14 protein-coding genes and 1 tRNA gene are annotated in these 16,088 nt (G+C 45.7%); 2 read left to right on the forward strand and 13 right to left on the reverse strand.

The window, feature by feature from the left end:
* Positions 1-225 precede the first annotated feature (225 nt).
* From speD to NLX74_RS14465, 10 genes are all read right to left on the reverse strand, one after another.
* Positions 226-624: an adenosylmethionine decarboxylase gene (gene speD, locus NLX74_RS14420; protein ID WP_025365654.1), complete on the reverse strand. Its 399-nt coding sequence runs from the start codon at positions 622-624 to the stop codon at positions 226-228.
* A 268-nt stretch (positions 625-892) separates the two neighbouring features.
* Complete coding sequence (locus NLX74_RS14425) at positions 893-1,480, reverse strand: hypothetical protein (protein ID WP_061828819.1); 588 nt, start codon at positions 1,478-1,480, stop codon at positions 893-895.
* Positions 1,481-1,769: 289 nt separating this feature from the next.
* Complete coding sequence (gene yihA, locus NLX74_RS14430; RefSeq protein WP_061828820.1) at positions 1,770-2,381, reverse strand: ribosome biogenesis GTP-binding protein YihA/YsxC; 612 nt, start codon at positions 2,379-2,381, stop codon at positions 1,770-1,772.
* An 18-nt stretch (positions 2,382-2,399) separates the two neighbouring features.
* Entirely contained in the window at positions 2,400-4,736 is a 2,337-nt protein-coding gene (lon, locus tag NLX74_RS14435) for an endopeptidase La (protein ID WP_235308604.1), read from the reverse strand.
* A 110-nt stretch (positions 4,737-4,846) separates the two neighbouring features.
* Positions 4,847-6,574: an ATP-dependent protease LonB gene (gene lonB, locus NLX74_RS14440; protein ID WP_061828822.1), complete on the reverse strand. Its 1,728-nt coding sequence runs from the start codon at positions 6,572-6,574 to the stop codon at positions 4,847-4,849.
* 215 nt (positions 6,575-6,789) lie between these two features.
* Positions 6,790-7,908 (reverse strand): flavodoxin-dependent (E)-4-hydroxy-3-methylbut-2-enyl-diphosphate synthase, encoded by a 1,119-nt coding sequence (ispG, locus tag NLX74_RS14445; protein WP_025718670.1) that lies wholly within the window; start codon positions 7,906-7,908, stop codon positions 6,790-6,792.
* A 110-nt stretch (positions 7,909-8,018) separates the two neighbouring features.
* Positions 8,019-9,275 carry an ATP-dependent protease ATP-binding subunit ClpX gene (gene clpX / locus NLX74_RS14450; RefSeq protein ID WP_013311623.1) on the reverse strand — a complete coding sequence of 419 codons (1,257 nt, stop codon included), beginning with the start codon at positions 9,273-9,275 and terminating at the stop codon, positions 8,019-8,021.
* A gap of 12 nt (positions 9,276-9,287) precedes the next feature.
* Positions 9,288-9,878: an ATP-dependent Clp endopeptidase proteolytic subunit ClpP gene (gene clpP, locus NLX74_RS14455; RefSeq protein ID WP_016324659.1), complete on the reverse strand. Its 591-nt coding sequence runs from the start codon at positions 9,876-9,878 to the stop codon at positions 9,288-9,290.
* Between the two features lie 410 nt (positions 9,879-10,288).
* Positions 10,289-11,602, reverse strand: coding sequence for a trigger factor (gene tig / locus NLX74_RS14460; RefSeq protein ID WP_028541569.1), 1,314 nt, complete (start codon positions 11,600-11,602; stop codon positions 10,289-10,291).
* Positions 11,603-11,745: 143 nt separating this feature from the next.
* Positions 11,746-12,654 (reverse strand): hypothetical protein, encoded by a 909-nt coding sequence (locus NLX74_RS14465; protein ID WP_013311626.1) that lies wholly within the window; start codon positions 12,652-12,654, stop codon positions 11,746-11,748.
* A 257-nt stretch (positions 12,655-12,911) separates the two neighbouring features.
* On the opposite strand from NLX74_RS14465, the gene NLX74_RS14470 reads away from it, so the two are divergent.
* Positions 12,912-12,985: transfer RNA gene (locus NLX74_RS14470), tRNA-Arg, on the forward strand.
* A 405-nt stretch (positions 12,986-13,390) separates the two neighbouring features.
* The gene (locus NLX74_RS14475) at positions 13,391-14,155 is read left to right on the forward strand and encodes an exodeoxyribonuclease III (protein WP_165179222.1); all 765 of its coding nucleotides are present in this window, start codon (positions 13,391-13,393) and stop codon (positions 14,153-14,155) included.
* Positions 14,156-14,243: 88 nt separating this feature from the next.
* Here NLX74_RS14475 and NLX74_RS14480 read toward each other — a convergent pair whose 3' ends face one another.
* The 3 genes from NLX74_RS14480 to NLX74_RS14490 all read right to left on the reverse strand — a co-directional run bounded on the left by NLX74_RS14480 (position 14,244) and on the right by NLX74_RS14490 (position 16,088).
* On the reverse strand, positions 14,244-14,426 hold the full coding sequence (locus NLX74_RS14480) for a hypothetical protein (protein WP_254329133.1): 183 nt from the start codon (positions 14,424-14,426) through the stop codon (positions 14,244-14,246).
* On the reverse strand, positions 14,413-15,495 hold the full coding sequence (locus NLX74_RS14485; protein ID WP_254329134.1) for a hypothetical protein: 1,083 nt from the start codon (positions 15,493-15,495) through the stop codon (positions 14,413-14,415). Before NLX74_RS14485 ends, NLX74_RS14480 begins: the two co-directional genes overlap by 14 nt.
* Before the next feature lie 200 nt (positions 15,496-15,695).
* A complete protein-coding gene (locus NLX74_RS14490) occupies positions 15,696-16,088 on the reverse strand; it encodes a hypothetical protein (RefSeq protein WP_254329135.1) in 393 nt (130 codons plus the stop codon).

A 16,088-nucleotide genomic window follows, 5' to 3' on the forward strand; every position in this document is an offset into this window, starting at 1 on the left:
TAATAAGAATAACCACTGTTATCATAGACTATGTTAATTATATCACAGAAGTCCGAATCTCCTCCGGCTGTTTTATGAATTGTTTATGAAAATTGGATGGCTTTCATGAACATCTAGCACATTCTGTATGATTTGATCTAGTGTAGACCACTTTTAAAACAAATAACCATGGAAATGTTCCATGGTTATAATATAGGACGCACAAATGGCTCCATAAAGAACGATTTACACCAACTCAGCCAGCTTGCACTCCGGTGATTCCACCTGAAGTTCTCCCAAGCCGCGAATCAGCTTCTTCGCATATGTTTTTTTCGGTTTTAGAACGGATACCAGGTAATCAATAGCCAGCTGTGGATCGACAGTCTCACCGCAAGTATAACAATCAATAGCGGCAAATCCTCTCTCAGGATACGTATGAATAGAGAGATGACTCTCCGACAACAGTACAAGCACGGTAGCTCCCTGTGGTTCGAATTGCTTGGATTGCACGGACATCACCGTGGCTCCGCAAGCTTCAGCTGCTTCAACTAATTGAGCCTCCAAAAACTGCGCATCATTCAGTAATTCAAACTCAACACCCCAAGTATCTACGGCAACGTGTCTTCCGAAAGTTGAGTACTCCAATTCCATCTTTCGGTTCCCCCTTCCTAGGAATAAAATGTTTAAAAAAATTTCATCCGCTAGGACCTACGTCATTCACTTCCCGAGGGAATAACCTCTCGCAACATTCAATGTCCTGAGTGAATCCTGGTTCCTATATTCATTTTCAACGAGATTAAAAATAACATCTATGTGCAGCAAATGCAATCATTTTTTTGGAATAAAAAAGCCCCTTTCGGTAAAGAAAGGGACTACACTGCATAACGATTCATTCTAGATGTTCAAGTCTTTTTTAGGCTTCCAGTGCAAATAATTTCGAGCAACTCATTCGAAGCTTGTGATCAATCTGTTCCAACTCCGAGAAAGTACGCGCCAAATTCCGCTGGTCAAGCAACGAATTAATGAGATGATATACGTCTGATATTTCATTTTCGACGTTCTGATGCTGAAAAAGCTGTTGCAGTTCCTGAACCGTATTTTTATATTCAAATACCAGCCTGGAGCCTACGGCATTCTTCTCCATAATTTTACGAACCGTACCTTCATTATAAAAATACACCATAGTGAATCCTTGATACATTCGGTAAACGATGCCTTCGCCCTTAAAACGAACAAAAAGTTTGCGTATAAACAGGGTTAGTTGCGGATGAATTAAGCGGCAAGTCAATTCACACACAAACGCTCCCTCTTGGGCTTCAAAAAACAAATGAACTTCCTCACCCGCATTATGCTCCAGAACGATTTCCTGTCTTCCGTTATCTAGAACTTTAATATAGTAATGCACCTGGGGATCATCCACTGCCCGCAAAAATTCGTCCATTTGAGTTTCCGACAAGGTCAAAGTGGTTTTAACATACTCTGTGGCTAACCGCTGAGCCATACCAATCTCCTCAATTCTTTCCTGAACCTATAAGTTTAAGCTTTATGCTTTATTATACATCAGACCTACAACGCTTTTCTTGCACATCAAATCATAAATTTCCGCCATACATCGGAAATAAACAGAAAATGATGGGGTTAAGACTGCATTATCCCCCATATCCTCACTTTTCTGCTTAAATTCCATCAGTTCCTTTAGTTATTATATATTATTCCTACCCATTTAGTGAGTTTATTTTTTTTGAAGCCTGAATCATGAAAAAGGGACGCCCTCAAGGACGTCCCTAACCTTACAATTCCGTCTGCTCTTCGTCGTCATTCTCTATATAGCTGGAGATGACAGACCACAGCTCTTCCTTGCCCATACCTTCTTCGGATGAAAAGGGGATAAACAATCCCCCGGGAAGTATTCCTAGTTCCTGCTTGATTACCTTATAATGCTTTTCTCGCCGCGTTTTAGGGATTTTATCTGCCTTAGTGCCTACAACGCAGACTGGAAGCCCGTGATGGCGCAGCCAATCGTGCATCATGATATCGTCCTTGGACGGCGGATGACGCAAATCTACCATTTGAAGCACCAGCTTAAGTGGCTCACGCTCTAGCAAATAAGACTCAATCATCTGCCCCCAAGCCTTGCGGGACGTTTTGGATACCTTGGCATAACCATAACCGGGAAAATCGACAAAATAGAGGTCATCATTAATCCGGTAATAATTGAGTTGCTGGGTTTTACCTGGCGTAGAACTGGTACGCGCCAAATTTTTACGGTTAATCAACCGATTAATCAGTGAAGACTTTCCTACATTGGAGCGCCCCGCCAGAGCAATCTCTGGCAAAGCGTCCACAGGAAACTGATCGGGGCCAACCGCACTTATTATAAATTCTGCTTTTGTTACTTTCATTGTGTTCTTAATTCCTCTCTAATGTACCCTTGCCTGCTCAACCAAAGCATGCTTTAGCACCTGATCCATATGGGCAACGGGGACAAATTCAACATCCTGCCGGATACTGTCGGGAATATCCTTCAAATCCCGTTCATTATCTTTGGGAAGCAGAATTTTTTTGTAGCCTGCCCGATGGGCAGCCAGCGACTTCTCTTTCAAACCACCAATCGGCAATACTCGGCCGCGCAAAGTAATTTCGCCCGTCATAGCTACATCCTTGGATACATGACGGTTGGTCAAAGCTGAAATTAATGCGGTAGCAATAGTAATTCCCGCAGATGGGCCATCCTTCGGAATCGCACCCTCAGGAATATGAATGTGGATATCATTTTTCTCATAAAAGTCCAGTTCAATGCCCAGATCAACTGCTTTGGAACGAGTGTAGCTGAATGCCGCCTGGGCAGATTCCTTCATAACGTCTCCCAGTTTACCCGTAAGAATCAGTTTACCATTACCAGGTACGACCGTCACTTCAATCATCAGTGTTTCACCACCGACCTCTGTCCATGCCAAGCCTGTAACCGTACCGATCTGATCCTCCAGTTCTGCAACACCGTAACGGAATTTAGCGATACCCAGATAATCCTTCAGATTATCCGGTGTGATTTGAATCGGCCCTTCGCCACCAGATACAACGGACTTCGCCGCCTTGCGGCACAGAGAAGCCATTTGCTGTTCTAGATTCCGCACACCGGATTCACGGGTATATTCACGAATGACACGCAGGAGCGTATCCTCCCCGATGACCAACTGTTCCTCGTTCAAGCCATGCTCTCTCTTCTGCTTGGGCAATAGGTACCGGTTGGCGATTTCCAGCTTCTCCAGTTCGGTGTAGCCTGGAATATAGAGTGTCTCCATACGGTCCATTAGCGGACGCGGGATGTTGTGTGCAGCATTGGCTGTCGTTACAAACATCACATTGGACAGATCAAACGGCAGCTCGACAAAATGGTCACTGAACGTATTGTTTTGTTCAGGATCAAGCACTTCGAGCAATGCTGCCGATGGATCCCCCCGAAAATCGGAAGCCATTTTATCAATCTCATCCAGCAAAAATACCGGATTAGACGTTCCTGCGGTCTTCATCCCTTGAATGATCCGTCCCGGCATCGCGCCAACATAAGTCCGGCGGTGACCACGGATTTCCGCTTCATCCCGCACACCTCCGAGAGAAATGCGAACAAATTCCCGACCCATGGATTTGGCAATCGAACGGGCCAACGAGGTCTTGCCGACCCCTGGCGGGCCTACGAGACACAGAATCGGTCCCTTAATGGTCTTCACCAGCTTACGCACAGCCAAATACTCCAATACACGTTCCTTGGGTTTATCGAGTCCGTAGTGGTCGTTATTGAGTACCTCTTCAGCTTTGACGATATCCAGATCATCATCGGTAAACTTGTTCCACGGCAAGCTTAACAACCAATCAACATAATTACGGATGACGCCACCCTCGGCAGAGCTTGCCGGCATTTTTTCCAGACGATCGATTTCCTTTTCAACCTTCTCCTTCACCGGAACAGGTAGCTCCAGTTCACTTAGCTGGTTGCGCAGTTCTTCAACTTCTCCTGCGCGGCCTTCCTTCTCGCCAAGTTCCTTTTGAATCGCCTTCATTTGTTCACGCAGATAATACTCCTTCTGCGTCTTCTCCATTTGCTTCTTCACACGCTGGTTGATTTTACGTTCCAGCTCCAGTACTTCACGCTCATTGTTCAAAATATCCAGAAGCTTCTCCAGACGCTGAGTAACGTCGATCGTCTCCAGTATATCCTGCTTTTCCTTAATTTTGAGCGTAAGATGACTTGTGATCACGTCTGCAAGTCGTCCCGGCTCCTCAATATCGGATACCGCAGCGAGAGTCTCTGGTGTTACCTTTTTGGACAAGTTGATATAATGCTCGAACTGAGTTAATACAGTGCGCATAAGCGCATCCGTCTCAGGCTGTACGTTTTCTGCCTCGTGCAGCTCCTTCGCCATTACCTCGTAATATTCTTCATTGTCCGTATATTGAATAATCTCGGCGCGTTCCAGCCCTTCCACCAATACTCGAATAGTTCCATTAGGAAGCTTGAGCATCTGGCGTACCTTGGCTACCGTGCCGACTCGAAAGATGTCCTCTTGTGTGGGTTCTTCAATATTTACTTCTGATTGAGAACACAGGAGAATCAAATTGTCTTCAACCATCGCTTTTTCCAAAGCCTTGACCGATTTTTCCCGGCCCACATCGAGATGCAGAACCATGCTCGGGTAGACCAGAAGTCCTCTTAAAGGCAGCAAAGGAAAACGACGACCTTTTGTCTTGGTGGGTCCCATCGCTTTCGCACCTCCAGTGATTCTCAGGTTCCGGATTTTACAATCCTCACGTTGTTATCTTTCATATTTTATCAAATGTTTTATGAAAAAACCAATGAAAGGGTGGTTCATCAGCAAGATCCTGTATCTGATATCGTCCCGTTATGCGTTCCATCAGCCTGTAACAAGGAAGATTGGGATGGGCGAAAAGTCTCAATTGGCGCATGCACAGGCAAATCTGACGTCATCTCTTCCCCAAACACATGTCGGAACACTTCGGTAACTGACTGTACAGGAATGACTTTTAAACCCTCAATACCGTCAAAAAGAGCTTGCCAGTTGTCCTGCGGAATGATCACCTTTTTGGCTCCAGCCTGAAAAGCGGCTTCAACCTTGGCTAATACACCACCAATCGGTTTGACACGACCATGGATGCTAACTTCGCCAGTCATAGCAATTTCATGATCCACCGGAATTCCCCGCATCGCGGAAGCAATGGCTGTTGCCATCGCAATTCCTGCGGATGGGCCATCTACTGGCGTACCCCCAGGGAAATTGATATGCAAATCGTAATTCGATGGAGATAATCCGAGCGTACGCAAAACGGTTAAAACATTTTCCACAGAACCTTTAGCCATGCTCTTACGGCGCAGCGTGCGGGACCCACCTCCAATTTCTTCCTCATCCACGACCCCCGTAATATTATAAATTCCCTTTCCCTCAGGAACCGGAACTGCTGTAACTTCAATTTCCAGCAGCATCCCCATGTTCGGGCCATATACAGCTAATCCGTTAACGAATCCGATTTGCGGCAAGCCCGGTATTTTTCGGTCAGGACGTGGTTGAATTTGACTGCTGCCCGCTACCCATTCCACGTCGGAAGCATTGAGACGCTCCCTTTTCTCGGTAAGTGCCAAACCAGCAGCCAGCTGGATCATATTGACCGCTTCCCGACCGTTCGTTGCGTAACGCTGTACAACTTCTACCGCCTCAGGGCAAGGGCCAAAGCCTAGCTTGTGGACAGCATCCTCTGCAATACGAGCAATCTCCTGTGGCTGCAAGGCACGGAAATAAATCTCCATGCACCGGGAGCGAATCGCAGGTGGCAGTTCATGCGGCGAACGGGTCGTCGCACCTACCAAACGAAAATCGGCTGGCAAACCGTTTTGGAAAATATCGTGGATATAAGCAGGAGTGTTCGAATCTTCCGAGTTGTAATACGCACTCTCCAAAAATACCTTGCGATCCTCCAGTACTTTCAACAGTTTATTCATCTGCGTTGGATGCAGCTCACCAATCTCATCAATGAACAGCATACCCCCATGCGCCTTCGTCACAGCTCCGGGCTTAGGTTGCGGGATTCCAGCCACCCCCATCGCTCCTGCCCCTTGATAGATTGGATCATGCACTGAACCTATCAGCGGGTCCGCAATACCGCGCTCGTCAAAGCGGGCCGTCGTAGCATCAATCTCCGTGAATTTGGCATCTCCCTTGAACGGGGAGGACAGATTCTTCTTAGCCTCTTCCAGCACCACGCGTGCAGCAGCCGTCTTCCCAACACCCGGTGGGCCATAAATAATGACATGCTGCGGATTCGCACTACATAACGCTGCCTTGAGTGCGCGCAGTCCGTCCTTCTGACCCACGATATCCTGTAATGTGGCAGGACGTGTGCGTTCAGCCAACGGCTTAGTAAGTGAAATAGATCGCAATTTGCGCAGCTTATCCAATTCCTTGCGGGATTCCCGATCCACCGCACTACGGTTCGTTTTCTGGCTCCGCAGGAGGTTCCAGAAATACAGACCAATTACAATCCCGAAAAACATTTGCACCAATAGCAAAATCATAGTCAAGTCCATCGTATTTCCTCCGTTTCTCATCTCAGCAATTTGAAAAATGCCGCTCTATGAAAAACAGTATTTCCTTTTCCGCGATAGCTAAACGGCGGTCTTTCAAAAGATCAGAGAGAAATATAAAAACGCCGTGAAGAACAGTTCTGTAGCAGAGCTGCTCTCCACGGCGTTTAAATGATGACAATAGATTATGACTATGCCTCTTTATATAACTGCTTTGCCTACACCTTCTCGGCGGTATGACGTTCTTCACGTCCAGGGATTTTCCCTGTTTCCTCATAAGCCTTGACGATGATATCAATTTCTTTTTTCAATTCGTCGACCATATCAGCCTCAGGTACTTTACGAATCATTTTTCCATAACGGAACAAAAGGCCTTCACCGCGTGCCCCAGCAATACCGATATCAGCTTCCTTCGCTTCACCCGGGCCATTTACTGCACAACCCAGTACTGATACTTTAATCGGCACCTTGAGTTTCGCAATGTAGTCCTCCACCTCGTTGGCAATAGAGAACAGATCTATATCCAGACGTCCGCAAGTCGGACAAGAAATCAGTGTAGCTGCGTTTGTGATCAATCCAAACGTCTTGAGTAACTCACGTGCTACCTTCACTTCTTCCACCGGATCGGCACTGAGCGAAATACGCATTGTAGAGCCGATGCCTGAGGCCAGCAAAGCACCCATACCTGCCGCGCTTTTAACCGTACCAGTAAAGAGCGTACCCGCTTCGGTAATACCCAGATGGAGCGGGTACTTAATAATTTCAGCAGCCTTCGTATAAGCTGCAATCGCCATAGGAACGTCAGACGCTTTCAGTGACACAATAATGTCATGGAAATCAAGTTCTTCCAGTATCCCGATATGATACAGTGCGCTTTCTACCATCGCTTCTGGCGTAGGGTAGCCATACTTATCCAGTAAATGCTGTTCCAATGATCCGGCGTTCACACCAATCCGAATCGGAATCCCTTTTTCCTTACATGCCTTCACGACAGCTTCCACTTTTTCACGTCGTCCAATGTTACCTGGATTAATGCGAACCTTATCAATTCCATTTTCAATTGCCAGTAGAGCCAGCTTGTGATTAAAGTGAATATCTGCAACCAACGGAATATGAATCCGTTTTTTTATTTCCTTAATGGCTGCGGCAGCTTCCTCATTGTTGACGGTAACCCGCACCAGTTGACATCCAGCTTCTTCCAAGCGAAGAATCTCGGCTACAGTTGCTTCCACATCTGCTGTTTTGGTTGTACACATACTTTGGATGATGACTTCATTGCTGCCGCCAATCGTCAGATTCCCGACTTTAACGGGACGTGTGTCTTGTCTTAAGAACATGTACTTTTCTCTCCCATTAACGCCAAACCTCCACCCCTTAAAACCTCATACAGGTTTAGTGAAGTGGAGATCCGGCTTCTCATGTTTTAGAGATCGCGAAGTATCAATCCTTAGGCGCTCTCTTCTTGTTTTTTATCCTTATCTGTACCACCGAGTTCCGGTGCAATTTTGTCTTTTACAACCTGCTCATTGATGACGCAAGTAGTCACATCCTCACGGGAAGGAACCTCATACATTACGTCCAGCATAATACCTTCGATGATCGCACGAAGGCCACGGGCACCCGTGTTACGCTTGATCGCTTCACGAGCAATGGCTTCCAGAGCATCTTGCTTAAACTCCAGTTGCACATTATCCAGCTCAAGCAGCTTCTGGTATTGCTTGGTTAACGCATTTTTCGGTTCGGACAGAATACGAACCAATGTGTTCTCATCAAGCGGCTCGAGCGTAGAAATTACTGGCAAGCGTCCTACAAATTCCGGAATCAGGCCGAATTTCAAAAGATCCTCAGGCAATACCATTGAAGTATATTCGCCTGGTTTCAGATCTTTTTGTTCGCTAGTAGCGTTGAAGCCGATAACCTTTTTACCGATACGGCGTTTGATCATTTGCTCCAGACCATCAAAGGCACCACCGCAAATGAACAGGATATTCGTGGTGTCAATTTGAATGAACTCTTGATGTGGATGCTTGCGACCGCCTTGCGGAGGTACAGAAGCAACTGTGCCTTCCAAAATCTTAAGCAACGCCTGCTGTACACCTTCACCCGATACGTCACGCGTAATGGACGGGTTTTCGGATTTGCGGGCTACTTTATCAATTTCGTCAATGTAGATAATGCCGCGTTCGGCTTTTTCCACATCATAATCGGCAGCTTGAATCAGTTTCAGCAAAATATTTTCAACGTCTTCACCCACATAACCTGCTTCCGTAAGGGAAGTGGCATCTGCGATAGCAAAAGGAACGTTCAAAATTTTAGCCATGGTTTGCGCAAGCAACGTTTTACCCGAACCAGTAGGTCCAAGCATCAAAATGTTACTTTTTTGCAGTTCCACATCATCAATTTTGTTTTGAGTATTAATACGTTTGTAGTGATTATATACCGCTACAGACAACGATTTTTTCGCTTGATCCTGACCAATGACATATTGGTCCAGAATGTCACGGATTTGCATTGGTTTCGGAATGTCTTTCAGATCTACTTCTTCTTCATGACCCAATTCCTCTTCTACAATCTCCGTGCACAACTCAATGCATTCGTCACATATATATACGCCCGGTCCAGCAACAAGCTTGCGAACCTGATCCTGAGATTTACCACAGAAAGAACATTTCAATTGTCCTTTTTCATCATTAAATTTAAACATAGAGCCACCCCTTTACAGATTAATCGGTTTAGACAGCACCTGGTCAATGATACCGTATGCTTTTGCCTCTTCCGCTTCCATGAAGAAATCCCGGTCAGTATCACGTTCGATTTTTTCGAGGGGCTGACCCGTACGCTCTACATAGATTTGATTCAGCTTAGCACGTGTTTTGATAATCCAGTCCGCATGAATCAGCATATCGGAGGCTTGCCCTTGAATGCCACCGAGCGGCTGATGGATCATGACTTCACTGTTGGTAAGCGCGTATCTCTTGCCTGGCGCACCCGCTGTGAGCAGCAACGAACCCATACTTGCAGCCATGCCTACACAGATCGTCGATACGTCCGGCTTAATGAATTGCATTGTATCATATATACCCATGCCCGCAGTTACAGAACCGCCTGGCGAGTTAATGTACAAATTAATATCCTTCTCTGGATCTTCCGCAGAAAGGAACAATAACTGTGCAATGACGAGATTGGCGACATCGTCATCAATCGGGCCACTTAGGAAAATAATACGATCCTTAAGCAACCGCGAGTAAATATCGTAAGATCGTTCTCCTCGATTCGTTTGTTCCACAACCATAGGGACGAGACTCATCACGACCAACCTCTTTTCTTTATTAAAATGAACACCTGTATTCATCCGCTTCCTTATGTCCCATTAAAACGGAAGCAGCAAGCATGAAACGTGAACACCTTACAAAATATTTTAACATGTTCAGAGTCTCGTGTCATATTTGCATGCGCTCATATATGCAGTGCGGGCTGTTTAAAGTACACTCTGCCGAGACCTTCTCATATTTAACCATGTTTCGTATGTATGTGCAAATATACGGTAGTGACTTATGTAAAACAAAAAACACGACTCACAGCACTTTCCATAAACGACTAAAATTTGGGTTACCAAAGGTAAAAATAAGGCACGTAACTTTCACTACGTGCCTTATCCCTATCTAATTGCTACGTTGCAGCTTGTTACAGCATACTCCGTATATTTTATCGTCTGAATTATTCAGCAGCTTCAACTGGCGCTTCTACTTCTTTGCTGTTTTCCACCAGCAAAGCAATCGTTTTGCGCAGTGAAATTTCTTCTTTCAGGTTAGCGAACGAGCCGTTACCTTCCAGAATGCTGCGGATTTCCTCAACTGAACGTTTGTAAGCTTCAGCCATGTTTTTCAGTTCTTCATCAATTTCCGCTTCGGAAACTTCGATGTTTTCTGCTTTAGCCACTTGCTCCAGCACGAGGTTGTTACGTACGCGCTTCTCAGCATCAGCTTTCATTTGCTCTTCCAGGTCTTCCTTGCTTTGACCAGAGAATCCGAGGAACATTTCAAGGTTCATACCTTGGCTACGCAAACGGTTGTCAAAATCGCGAACCATGTTTTGCACTTCGCTCTTCACCATTGCTTCAGGAATGTCGATTGTTGCATTCTCAGCAACTTTCTCCACTACAGCACCCTCGCGGGCTGCTTTAGCTTCGTTTTCCTTACGATCCAACAATTGCTTTTTCAAGTCTTCCTTGAATTCAGCCAGTGTGTCAAATTCGCTTACATCTTTAGCAAATTCATCGTCCAGTTCAGGAAGAACTTTGCGTTTCAGTTCGTGAACTTTCACTTTGAATACCGCTTGTTTGCCAGCGAGGTCAGCAGAATGGTAGTTCTCAGGGAACGTTACTTCAACGTCCTTGGAATCGCCAGTGTGCAAACCAACCACTTGCTCTTCAAAACCAGGGATAAATGTGTTAGAGCCCAGTTCCAAAGAATACTTCTCAGCTTGTCCGCCTTCGAATGGTACACCATCCACGGAACCGTCGAAGTCAATAATAGCTGTATCACCGGATTGAGCAGCATCTTCATCAACGACAACCAATTCAGCATGACGTTGTTGCAGGCGCTCCAGTTCTTGAGCCAGTTCTTCGTCGCTTACTTCGAGTTTGCTTACAGGCACTTCTACGCCTTTGTAATCGCCCAAAGTCACTTCAGGTTTAACAGTAACCTTTGCTTTGAATTTGAAAGATTCGCCTTTAGCAAATTGGTCAATTTCAACGTCAGGGCTGTCAACCGGGAAGATGTCTGTTTGCTCTACAGCTTGGCTGTAAGCTTCTGGCAACAGGATGTCAATTGCATCCTGGTACAGACTTTCAATACCATAGCGTTTTTCAAAGATAGGACGTGGTACTTTACCTTTACGGAATCCTGGTACACTTACTTGTTTTGCCACTTTATTAAAAGCTTTGTCGAGTGCAGCGGCTACACGATCCGCGTCAACCTCAACTTCAAGAACCCCAAGGTTCTTCTCTATTTTCTCCCAAGTTGCTTTCATTTTATGCTTTCCCCTCCAACAAAATCTTCACTTAGTTTTCATTACAATCAACGCACACAAAATAACCACTATAGTATATCTAACATTACTGTCTTTTTCAAGAGCAGCCCTTTGAATGCTTCACAGGTAAACGTTTCCGGTCATTAAGGAGTGTTCATTCCCGCCGCTACGAATAGTCGCATCGACCGATACGCCTGCTCAAAACGGAAGCGCAGCGCATCTGTAATGCCATATATAGCCCGGGTTTCTTCCTCATTATTATTTCCGTTCAAACTTTCCGAAACCGTCTGATGGAGTGCTGCAGCCCAAATATCCGGCATCCCGTCCTCTTCCACCAACATTGATCTATAATCTTTCGTACCGTATACTGCCATCACAAACTGTGACCACAGCTCCTGTGCGAAATAGAATAGTGTAGGCTCGTGCACCTCAGTCTGATCGGCCACCCGTTCCAAAATACGCATAATCGACTCTGGAAAATCACCTGGCTGTAACGGAACCGTTTCAATGTCGATTTCCGCTTGTTCATCACCCCGTCTGATTTCTATCGTCCCTTCCATTCCGCGTCGTCGCATTGTCTGTAGAACACGGAATTGAAGTAAAGGATGGATTTCCCGTTCCGTAATCCAGCGAAGCAAGGCATCGTCGATTTCTGGCAGTTCCAGATAGGACAACTGCTCCAACGCTAAAATCGTCTGTTCGGATAAGGGTTCATCCATAGCCATCCGCAACAGCTTGTTGCCGTAGCCTGCATCCTGCTCCTGCTTAAAGCGTGCATGACGGCGAGCTAACTCTACTTCACTGACCTCTTCTTCCACAGCGTCCGTTACCGCCCCGCTGTCAGCGTACTGTGGAAATGCAGCTTCCAGCCATTGTAATAGAGCGTTCCATTCATCGTATTGCTTCTGCTCCTGTCCCTGACACTGCATTAAAAAACGCAGCATCGCCATCGCCTCTCCGTAACGTTCGTTTTCAAGCATCACAGTAAGTTGAATTTGATAATAGTCCAGTGTCTTCGGAAACAATACAATATTATTTTCTTTTGTCGTCACCTTGGAGTCCTTTATTCAAGGCACCCCCTCTCCTTCGCAAGCTCAAGTATTTGTAGATTATATGAGAAACAGTAGCCGAAGTCCAACCACTCGTCTTACACATATTCACCTGTATTCTAACATACCCTTTTATAAGGCAAAAAAAACTACGTCTACTCAGAATTTATGCTGTATAAAGCCTAAATAAGCGATATATGCAAAATAAGACTTGAATTTCTTTTATCCATATGATATATTAATATACGCTTGAATTTTATGTCCCAGTAGCTCAGCTGGATAGAGCAACGGCCTTCTAAGCCGTCGGTCGGGGGTTCGAATCCCTCCTGGGACGTCATAACAAGAAGCTTCCATAATGGAGGCTTTTTTTGTTCTCATGAGATAAACCACGGGGGAACGTCGGGTCATCGCTATCGTTAGCCTATACTTCGCAGCCGACCATAGGAAGAGTATCTCTCTTGATAAATTACACCAAAAATAGCTTCCGCAAGGGAGCTTTTTTTCATTATAAATAATGTAGAAAGATTAGTCTGCCCAACGCTACTTTAGGCGCTGGTTTCAAGTCTCTACTCTTTCAAAAAAACGCAGAAATTGCTATCATCTATCATGTTGCACCATTTCAGGACCATTTTGATGAAAAACCTTTGAAGTCCAGTTAGAAGATATTTATAAGCTTATGTCAACAAAGGACACACAAATCACATCGCTTGACCGCGTGAATTAGCAAGGAGATTAACAAATGAAATTAATATCTTGGAATGTAAACGGCTTAAGAGCCTGTGTGACCAAAGGGTTTTATACTTATCTAAAAGAAACAAATGCCGATATTTTTTGCGTACAGGAAACGAAGCTTCAAGAAGGCCAAATCCTCATGGAGAACATGGAGGAATACACACAATACTGGAATTACGCTGAGAAAAAAGGATATTCCGGCACGGCTATTTTCACCAAAATCAAGCCGCTCTCTGTGCATTATGGACTTGAGGAAAACGAAGAACCAGAGGGCCGAACCATAACTCTGGAATTCGAAAAATTTTATCTCGTCAATGTGTACACACCGAATACCAAACGGGACTTATCCCGACTGCCCTACAGACTGGAATGGGAAGACCGTTTTCGCAGCTACCTGCAACAACTGGATGCTTTGAAGCCTGTCATCGTTTGTGGAGACTTGAACGTAGCTCATCAGGAGATCGACCTCAAAAATGCCAAGGCTAACTACGGAAATGCCGGATTCACGCCTGAGGAACGGGAACGCATGTCACAGCTGCTAGACGCCGGATTTATAGATACCTTCAGATCCTTTTATCCTGACCGGACGGATGTTTATTCCTGGTGGTCCTACATGCCAAAGGTGAGAGAAAGGAATATCGGCTGGCGGATTGATTACTTCCTCGTCTCGGAGAGACTTCGTCCGCTTTTGATGGATGCGAGCATTGATTGTCATATTACAGGCAGTGACCACTGCCCTGTGATATTGGATTTGCAAGATATTTCAGCATAGGCCCCCCCTGTCCTGACACAAGGATTTATGAAACCTTAAAAAGCCGTTATGCTCTGCTATGGCAGCATGACGGCTTTAATTCATGGAGCTATGTCCCCAAATATACCTCGATACGGGAAATCAACCGATCTCTCAAATCTTGCGCTTCTTTTTGATCTAATACAGCCTGGTATATCGTCTTCTTTTCGCCACTGACGTAATGCAGTACATATTGGGTCACTCTGCATTCCGGTGCATAAGTATCCTTACGATCCGTATTAAAATAAGTCACCTGGCAACTTGGGCTTCAGCCTCAAGGATAGTTCCCTATGATCATAGCCAAACGGCTGCCCCGCCAGACTTTCATTCACCTTATACATACCCAGCTTCCTGTCGTAAAGCCCGCTCTGCCTGATTTGCCGATATAGCTCCTGCCCATTTACAATGTCGCCAACCACTTTCATAGCCCGAGTCGGTCCCTCTAGAAAATATGGTGTATCCTTACGTTCGAAGGAATGTATGTTTACGAGCTGGCCCCCGCAGTCATCCTCCTGCACCTCGAATTCTCTGGCTTCATAATAAAAGAAGGTTGGGTATATCCCCTCACCGATAAGCAGAGCCTTATCCATCCCCTGTTGGAGCTTACGTTCAGCTTGGCGCAAAAACACCAGTACATCTTCAAACGCTAGTGGTATTTCTGTTCCTTCAAATCCAAAACGAATCGATTCGCGGTACGCTTCTCTAGCATCCGAAATCCGTGACCAGAAGCTGTAATCCTTGCTTTCATCCCTGTAATCAGCCTCATCCGAATCGTGGTAGTATTCCTCCATTGCGAGCCTCAGCTGTTGGATCAACTTAGCAACTTCTCGCGGCAGCCGTAGCACAGAATCGCCCGAAAGCTTCTCCTGTGCATGTATTAAAAATCTTACAAGTCGCTGTAATTCACACAGTTCACTGAATCCAGAAGCAAACAGCCCCGGAAGTCCGTTCATGGAATCATTCCATCCCGGCTTGCCCGGCTCCATCTCAATTCCCAAGCCCTCTGGGTCCAGCGTGGACAGCTTGATGGCTACTAATGACAGCAGCTTTTCATATAAATTTGACTTATAAATCTCTCCGCTTCCATGTTTGGTTCGAACCCAATGAACATCGCGATCCCGGGCGTGCAGCTGAGCTTCTTTCTCCTTGCTCTCTACGATCGCCCCGTACTGACGGATACGTCCGTCCTTCATCTGCACGTATTTGTTTCGACGTGGCTGTATCCATGCCGGACTGTCGTAATACATGTACTCTCGGGTCGCGAGCAAGAGTTCCTCTTGTTTGTCTGGATAGATACTTAGATAACTTTCGATTAGATCCATGTTATATGTCCAATGGTCGATCCAGAAACCTTCACCAAAATCAGCCTCATAGCATTGTTCGGAATGCTTGAGAGCTTCGGTTACAAACGTCTCAACCGTTTGCTTTAGCGCGATGTTGTCATGAATGATATGTTTAGCTCACCCGGGGTGAACGACAATTGGAAAAAAGCACGCAAAGACGAATGATCTGCCACCTCCACCTATCCCAGCAACGGTTCCAGATCCCCATGCTTGCGTGAAAATACATGATATACAAACGGTTGCTCAGTGCCGTTGTCCAGCAGCAATGGATAACCACCACGTAACAGGTTATCCAGATAGTTCTGACGGCAGTATTCGTCAAATAACGGAATGGATGTCCGGGTTGCCATTTCATCCGTCAACTCTTCGATCAACGCTTTGGCTTCCTCCGCCTTCCGCTCGATATAAGGCATGGTTGCGATTTCCGTAATCCGTTCATTGATAGAGTGAATATCATTCACATGCCCGATGATCGTACAGTGATTGACGGCAGTACCTGCTGCCAGTCGTGCTGTGTAGCCGCTAAACCCACAAGGCACTTTATTCGTCGTCACAGGCTGCTGTGAAACCAA

The sequence above is a fragment of the Paenibacillus sp. MZ03-122A genome, assembly GCF_024213325.1.
Lineage (GTDB): Bacteria > Bacillota > Bacilli > Paenibacillales > Paenibacillaceae > Paenibacillus > Paenibacillus polymyxa_B.

Bases quoted from the DNA above. Each gene is read 5' to 3' on its own strand.
- lonB (WP_061828822.1), bottom strand. From the start codon at position 6,574: ATGGACTTGACTATGATTTTGCTATTGGTGCAAATGTTTTTCGGGATT.
- tig (WP_028541569.1), bottom strand. From the start codon at position 11,602: ATGAAAGCAACTTGGGAGAAAATAGAGAAGAACCTTGGGGTTCTTGAA.
- clpX (WP_013311623.1), bottom strand. From the start codon at position 9,275: ATGTTTAAATTTAATGATGAAAAAGGACAATTGAAATGTTCTTTCTGT.
- NLX74_RS14485 (WP_254329134.1), bottom strand. From the start codon at position 15,495: ATGGATCTAATCGAAAGTTATCTAAGTATCTATCCAGACAAACAAGAG.
- lon (WP_235308604.1), bottom strand. From the start codon at position 4,736: ATGGGACCCACCAAGACAAAAGGTCGTCGTTTTCCTTTGCTGCCTTTA.
- yihA (WP_061828820.1), bottom strand. From the start codon at position 2,381: ATGAAAGTAACAAAAGCAGAATTTATAATAAGTGCGGTTGGCCCCGAT.
- NLX74_RS14475 (WP_165179222.1), top strand. From the start codon at position 13,391: ATGAAATTAATATCTTGGAATGTAAACGGCTTAAGAGCCTGTGTGACC.
- clpP (WP_016324659.1), bottom strand. From the start codon at position 9,878: ATGAGTCTCGTCCCTATGGTTGTGGAACAAACGAATCGAGGAGAACGA.
- NLX74_RS14425 (WP_061828819.1), bottom strand. From the start codon at position 1,480: ATGGCTCAGCGGTTAGCCACAGAGTATGTTAAAACCACTTTGACCTTG.
- ispG (WP_025718670.1), bottom strand. From the start codon at position 7,908: ATGTTCTTAAGACAAGACACACGTCCCGTTAAAGTCGGGAATCTGACG.